The sequence below is a fragment of the Streptomyces sp. NPDC002054 genome (genome assembly GCF_040296685.1).
Taxonomy (GTDB): Bacteria; Actinomycetota; Actinomycetes; order Streptomycetales; family Streptomycetaceae; genus Streptomyces.
Genome location: NZ_JBEOXT010000024.1, coordinates 134502 through 140844 on the forward strand (window position 1 = coordinate 134502; position 6343 = coordinate 140844).

The window sequence follows — 6343 nt, forward strand, 5'->3', positions numbered from 1 at the left end:
GATCGACCCGTGTCCGCACGTCGACCGCTGCTCACCGCTCTCGGGGCGACCACCCTCCTCGGGGCCCTCTGGTTCGTCCCCTCCGCCAATGCCACCGCGCCGGAGCGTTCCGGCCTGCCCGCCGTCGCCCCGGCGAACGCGGTGGCCCCGGCGGACGTCCTCCACCTGAAGGGCTCCGCATCCGGTTCCGGGCAGACCCACCTCGCCCTCGCCAAGACCGGCGGGGTGGGCACCACCCCGTATGTCTTCGGCGGCATCGCCTGCTTCGGCGTGGGGGCCGGCTTCGTGGTGTTCTCGGCCCGCCGCACCCGCGCGGTGTAGCCCACCCCGCCACACGCCGAAGGGCCGCCCCGCGGATGCGCGGAGCGGCCCTTCAGCGGTGCCGTACCGGGTGCCGGGTCAGGCCAGCGGTCCGGTGACCGACTCCACCGCGTCGACGAGCCCACCCGTACGAACGAACTGCTCGGCGGCGGCCAGGTCAGGGGCGAGGAAACGGTCCGGCCCGGGGCCCGCCACGCCGGCCGCCCGCGCCGCCAGGATCGCTGCCTGGGAGGCGGGTGCCGGGGTCAGGCCGTGGCGCAGCTCGATCGCGCGGGTGGCCGCGTACATCTCGATGGCGACGATCCGGGTCAGGTTGTCGATCGCCGTCCGCAGCTTGCGGGCCGCGGACCAGCCCATGGAGACGTGGTCCTCCTGCATGGCGGAGGAGGGGATGGAATCGGCGGAGGCGGGGACCGCCAGCCGCTTCATCTCGCTGACCAGCGCGGCCTGCGTGTACTGGGCGATCATGAGGCCGGAGTCCACGCCGGCGTCGTCGGCGAGGAAGGCCGGCAGGCCGTGGCTGCGGTTCTTGTCCAGCAGCCGGTCCGTGCGGCGCTCGGCGATCGAGCCCAGGTCGGCGGCGGCGATGGCCAGGAAGTCCAGCACGTACGCCACCGGCGCGCCGTGGAAGTTTCCGTTGGACTCCACCCGCCCGTCGGGCAGGACCACCGGGTTGTCCACGGCGGAGGCCAGCTCGCGGGAGGCCACCAGGGCGGCGTGCGCGAGGGTGTCCCGGCCGGCGCCGGCCACCTGCGGCGCACAGCGCACCGAGTAGGCGTCCTGGACGCGCGGGGCCTCGTCGTGCTGGAAGTGCCCGGTGAGACCGGAGTCCTTCAGTACGGCGGCCATGTTCGCCGCGGAGTCGCCCTGGCCGGGGTGCGGGCGGATGGCGTGCAGCTCGGGGGCGAGCACCTTGTCGGTGCCCAGCAGCGCCTCCAGGGAGAGCGCGGCGGTGATGTCGGCGGAGGTGTAGAGCTTGCGCAGGTCGGCGAGGGCCATGCACAGCATGCCGAGCATGCCGTCGGTGCCGTTCAGCAGCGCCAGCCCCTCCTTCTCCCGGAGCTCCACGGGGGCGATCCCGGCCTCGGCGAGCAGCTCGCCGGCCGGCCGGAGGGTGCCGTCGGGGCCCTCGGCGTCGCCTTCGCCCATCAGGGCGAGCGCACAGTGCGAGAGCGGCGCGAGGTCGCCGGAGCAGCCGAGCGAGCCGTACTCGTGCACGACGGGGGTGATCCCGGCGTTGAGCACATCGGCCATGGTCTGGGCGACCTCGGGGCGTACGCCGGTGTGGCCGGAGGCGACGGTCTTCAGACGCAGGAACATCAGCGCGCGGACGACCTCGCGCTCGACGCGGGGGCCCATGCCGGCCGCGTGCGAGCGGACGATGTTGCGCTGGAGCTGGGCCCGCAGGTCCTGGGAGATGTGCCGGGTGGCGAGGGCGCCGAACCCGGTGGACACCCCGTACACGGGCTCCGGCTTGGCGGCCAGCGCGTCCACGATCGCGCGGGCCCGCCCGAGCGCGTCGAGGGCTTCGGCTGACAGCTCGACCCGCGCGTTCCCGCGGGCCACGGCGATGACGTCCTCGGCGGTGGTCCCGGACGTCCCCACCACGACAGTGTGCATATCCATATTCAGCACAGTACGGACTGAATCGCTTCGTGTCACTAGGGGTCGCTCCGCCTGCCGGGGCAGGCCCGCGGGTCTAGCGTGAGTCGTATGAACCGGAACCGCCGCTGTGCACTGCTCGCACCCGTGCTGGTCTCCGCGGTGGCACTGCCCCCGACGGCCGTCGCCGCCGACCGGGCACCCGCCGCACCCGCCGCACCTTCCTGCCGGCTGGTCGAAGTCCCGCTCGGCGAGGATGGGACGGAATACGACCTCCGCCTGCTCGGCTTCCCGGCGAAACAGTCGGTACGGATCGACGGCCCCCGCGTGAAGGTGACCACCAGGGTGGACGCCAAGGGTGCACTCACCCGCGAGGACGTCGCCCACGGCACCTACCGCGTCACCTTCAAGGACCGGCGCATCACCTGCCTTTCGCCGCGACCGGGCACCAAGGGGAACGTGCAGGTCACCAAGGTCGAGATCACGAAGGTCTTCACCCCCCAGCCGACCAAGGTGAACTGCGGCCAACCGAACAAGGTGGAGCTCGACGGCGAGATCACCGCGACCGGAACGGGCAAGGTCACCTTCACCTGGCAGGGCAAGGACATCGTGGCCCAGCAGGGTTCGGTCGAGTTCACCGGGAAGGAGAAGATCCACTCGGTCCTCGGTTCGCTCACGGTGCCGCCCCAGGCCCCCAACACCAAGTCCGTCGTCGTCATAGTCAACCTCGTGACCATCAACCCCGGCGCCGCAGAGCCCATCGCCGCGACCAAGGAACTCACCCTCGACTGCAATTGAGGGCTCGGGCTCAACCGCGCCCACGGAAACGCCGGCGTTCCGCCGTGTCGGCCGGGGTTTCGTCCGCCAGCCGGACCACCGCATGGTCCCGCCCGGCCACCACCGGCTCCGCCGACCGCGCCGCCTTCGCCTTGTACTGCGCCGCATCCGCCAGCCGGAACAACCGCCGCGAGGACTTCACCAGCCCGATCTCATCGCCGGTGGAGGCAACCCCGCAGGCCACCCCCTCCCCCAGCTCCAACTCGCCGGCCCGCGCACACACCAGCTCCGCCACCCGCACCACCTCGTCCGCGGACGGCCCGACCGAGACCACGCAGAACTCGTCCCCGCCCAGCCGCGCGACCAGTGCGCCGGGCAGCATCGCCCCGCACAGGCTCAGCACCGATCCGAACCGCTCCAGCAGCCGGTCCCCGGTCGCATGCCCCAGCGTGTCGTTGACCTTCTTCAGGCCGTTGAGGTCGCAGACCATCAGGCTGACCACCGCGCCCCGGGACCGGTGCTGCTCCAGCGCCTCGTCCAGGCGCATGTCGACGGCCCGCCGGTTGGCCAGTCCGGTCAGCGGATCGGTAAAGGCCAGCCGCCGGGCCTCCTCCAGCCGCTCGTTCTGCGCCAGCCCGGCCGCCACCACCGCGGCCAGCACCGTCGCGAACTCCGCGTCGTCCTCGTCGAAGTCGGGCAGCCCTTCGTCCCGGGCCACGTACAGCTCCCCCCAGGCCCGCCCGCTCAGCACCACCGGCGCCACCACACAGGTCCCGCGTCCGCGCCGGCGCAGCGCCTCCCCGCGCCGGCCCGGCCGGCCGCCGCCCGCGCTCTCCACCCATGCGTGCGGGCCGCCGCCGCCCGCCCAGCGCTCGTGCAGGAACTCGGTGATCTCGGGGAAGTCGTGTACGGGATAGGACTCGTCCTCCGGGAACTCCTCCTCGCCGGACCGCCGCTCCCCCTCGTTCACCAGGACCCGCAGCCGCCCCCGCTCGCGCTCCCAGGCGGAGATCGCGGCGAACGACCCGTCCATGGCCGTCCGCGCACCCCGCGCGGCGGCCCGCACGCTGTCCCTCGGCGTATGCGCCGCAGCCATGGCCTGGGCCAGGCTCACCACGGCTCGCAGCCGCCCGTCAACTCCCATCACCCCAGATTAGGGACTTTTGTCCGGGTCGGTGACGGCGAGCAGGGTTCGCCGGGGGCTACTGCCCGGGCCAGTTCGGCTTCCGCTTCTCGTTGAACGCCGCCACGCCCTCGGCCCGGTCCCCGGAGAAGGCGACCGTCCGCCACGCCGCGTCCTCGATCTCCAGACCGGCCGCCAGGTCCATCCCGTGCCCCAGCCGCAGCGCCCGCTTGGCCGCCCGCAGCCCCACCGGGGAGTTCGCGGCCATGCGTGCGGCCAGGGCGAGGGCCTCCGTACGGTCCTGCCCGGCCGGAACCAGTACGTCCACCAGCCCCAGCCCGGCCGCCTCCGCGGCCTCCACCCGCCGCGCCGTGAAGATCAGCTCGGCCGCCCGCGCGGCCCCGACCCGCCGCGGCAGCAGCTGCGTACCGCCGCCGCCCGGGATCACCCCGACCGACACCTCCGGCAGCCCGACCACCGCGGTCTCGTCCGCGACGATGACATCGCAGGCCAGCGCCAGCTCGAAGCCGCCGCCCAGGGCGAACCCGTGCACCGCCGCGATCGTCGGCATGGGCAGCTCCAGCACGCCCCCGTACGCCCCGCGGGTGGTCGGCCGCTGCCGGACCAGCTCCGCGTCCGAGAGGGAGTTGCGCTCCTTCAGGTCGGCGCCCACGCAGAAGGCCCGCTCGTGCGTGGAGGTCAGGACGACCACCCGGGCCTCCGGGTCCGCCGCGAGCGCGGCGCAGGCCGCACCGATCGACCGGGCCATCTCGGTCGACACCGCGTTCATCGCCTTGGGCCGGTCGAGGACCAGCTCCACCACCCCGGGCGCGTCGCCGCCGTGCTGCCGTACCTCGACAAACTCCCCGAAACGCTGACCCAGCTGACCCATGAGCGAATCCCTCCCGACCGGCCGAAGAGCCGGTTAACGAGCGTTACCGTGCCTCACCCGGGGATCTTAGAGGCCCGCCGCGTCAGCAACCAGGGCTCCACCACACCGAGACCGCGCACGGGCCGCTGCCACATGGGCTGGAGGGCGAACCGGTACGGCCGGTCCTCCGGGCCCTGCGCCTCCGCCTCCTTCTCCGAGATCGGCGCATCGCCCGTACGGCTCAGCTCCTCCGCCAGCGCGCCGTCCACGAGCACCGCGTCCTTCGGGGCTATGGAGGTGAGCCGGCTGGCCAGGTTCACGGTGGTCCCGAACACATCGCCCATCCGGGTGGTCACCGTGCCGAAGGCGATCCCGACCCGGAGCTCGGGCATCGACGCGTCGGCCTCCATGGTCTCGATCAACCGCAGCGCGATCTCGGCGGCCGTGCCGGGCTCGTCGGCGCAGTACAGGACCTCGTCGCCGAGCGTCTTGATCAGCCGGCCGCCGTGGGCGGCCACCAGGTCCGCCGCGGTCGTCTCGAAGGCCTCGACCAGCTCGCCGAGCTCCTCCTCCTCCAGACGCCGGGTCAACCGGGTGAACCCGACCAGGTCCGCGAAGCCCACCGCGAGCCGCCGGTCCACCATCTCCTCGTCGTCGGCGGCCTGCACCACGCGGCCGGTGGCCGCGGCGAGCTGGCGCCGCCACACGTAGACGAGGAACTCCTCGAGCTCCGGCAGCAGCAGCTCGACCAGCGGATACGTGACCTCGGTACGGGTCATGCCGGGCTCGGGCGGCTCGGTCAGCCCCTCCAGGAAGGAATCGATCTGCCATTCGGCCAGCCGGGCGGTGGTCTGCCCTGTGGACCGGGCGACCTGCACCGCCATCGGCTCGCTGAGCAGCCCGGCCTCGACCAGACCGGCCAGCCGGCGCAGGGCCAGCACGTCGGCCTCGGTCAGCGCCTTGGCCTGGCCGATGTCGGCGAAGCCCATGGCACGCCAGAACCGCGAGGCGAGCTCCATGGACACCCCGGCGCTGCGCGCGGCCTGAAACGGCGTGTACCGGCGCTCCGCACCCAGGATCAGCTGCTCCAGCCGGATGGCGAGAGGGTCCGCCGTGGGCTGCGCGGTGTGGTCCACCTCGTGCAGCGGGGTGTGCTGGTCCCGTCTGACCGGGGTGGCGGGGCCGTTCGAGGCGGGCGCGCCGGAACCAGTGTCGTCGACGGTCAAGGGCCGCCTCCTGTCCATTCCGTGCACACTGCCCTGCCGAACCGGTTGATCACCGCGACCACCGGGATCGCCTAAACCATACGGCAGGTGTGCCGTAGCTCACTCCCCGTCCCCCGTTTGCCCCCACCACCCTGCCCCCGGCCCCCCATACGCCCCGGGCCCCAGCCCCAACCGAACCCCATGCACCCATGCGAGTGGGCCCCAGGCGGGCGCAGCCCCGGGCAGAGCCCAGGCCCCCGGGTGGGCGCGGGGCGGAGCCCCGAAAGGGGGTGCCGGACGGAGTCCGGGCCCCAGGCGGGTGCGGGGCGGAGCCCCGGAAGGGGGTGCCGGGCGCGGACGGCTGCCACGGGGTGCCGGTGGACTGGTCGGCGATCGAGGTGTCGGGGGTGCGCGATCCGGCCCTGTCGGCGTACACCGGGCGTC

At 73.4% G+C, this 6343-nt stretch carries 6 protein-coding genes; 2 read left to right on the forward strand and 4 right to left on the reverse strand.

Annotation, left to right across the window (positions count from 1 at the left end; translation table 11 throughout):
- Positions 1 to 9: 9 nt before the first annotated feature.
- Positions 10 to 321 carry a hypothetical protein gene (locus ABT123_RS22545; protein ID WP_351317522.1) on the forward strand — a complete coding sequence of 104 codons (312 nt, stop codon included), beginning with the start codon at positions 10 to 12 and terminating at the stop codon, positions 319 to 321.
- Positions 322 to 399: 78 nt separating this feature from the next.
- Here ABT123_RS22545 and hutH read toward each other — a convergent pair whose 3' ends face one another.
- Positions 400 to 1941: a histidine ammonia-lyase gene (gene hutH / locus ABT123_RS22550; RefSeq protein ID WP_351317556.1), complete on the reverse strand. Its 1542-nt coding sequence runs from the start codon at positions 1939 to 1941 to the stop codon at positions 400 to 402.
- A 93-nt stretch (positions 1942 to 2034) separates the two neighbouring features.
- Between hutH and ABT123_RS22555 the strand changes: the two genes are divergently transcribed.
- The gene (locus ABT123_RS22555) at positions 2035 to 2721 is read left to right on the forward strand and encodes a hypothetical protein (RefSeq protein ID WP_351317525.1); all 687 of its coding nucleotides are present in this window, start codon (positions 2035 to 2037) and stop codon (positions 2719 to 2721) included.
- A 10-nt stretch (positions 2722 to 2731) separates the two neighbouring features.
- Here the strand turns inward: ABT123_RS22555 and ABT123_RS22560 are convergent, their stop codons facing one another.
- Genes ABT123_RS22560 through ABT123_RS22570 form a run of 3 tightly spaced genes read right to left on the reverse strand, consistent with a single transcriptional unit; the run spans position 2732 to position 5920 of the window.
- Positions 2732 to 3844, reverse strand: coding sequence for a GGDEF domain-containing protein (locus ABT123_RS22560; RefSeq protein WP_351317528.1), 1113 nt, complete (start codon positions 3842 to 3844; stop codon positions 2732 to 2734).
- Positions 3845 to 3902: 58 nt separating this feature from the next.
- Entirely contained in the window at positions 3903 to 4715 is an 813-nt protein-coding gene (locus tag ABT123_RS22565) for an enoyl-CoA hydratase/isomerase family protein (protein WP_351317531.1), read from the reverse strand.
- A gap of 53 nt (positions 4716 to 4768) precedes the next feature.
- Positions 4769 to 5920 carry an adenylate/guanylate cyclase domain-containing protein gene (locus ABT123_RS22570; RefSeq protein ID WP_502971019.1) on the reverse strand — a complete coding sequence of 384 codons (1152 nt, stop codon included), beginning with the start codon at positions 5918 to 5920 and terminating at the stop codon, positions 4769 to 4771.
- Positions 5921 to 6343: the final 423 nt, after the last annotated feature.

What these genes read in the sequence shown, in the direction of transcription:
- hutH (WP_351317556.1), bottom strand. Translation starts at nt 1,941, where the DNA reads ATGCACACTGTCGTGGTGGGGACGTCCGGGACCACCGCCGAGGACGTC.
- ABT123_RS22560 (WP_351317528.1), bottom strand. Translation starts at nt 3,844, where the DNA reads ATGGGAGTTGACGGGCGGCTGCGAGCCGTGGTGAGCCTGGCCCAGGCC.
- ABT123_RS22555 (WP_351317525.1), top strand. Translation starts at nt 2,035, where the DNA reads ATGAACCGGAACCGCCGCTGTGCACTGCTCGCACCCGTGCTGGTCTCC.
- ABT123_RS22565 (WP_351317531.1), bottom strand. Translation starts at nt 4,715, where the DNA reads ATGGGTCAGCTGGGTCAGCGTTTCGGGGAGTTTGTCGAGGTACGGCAG.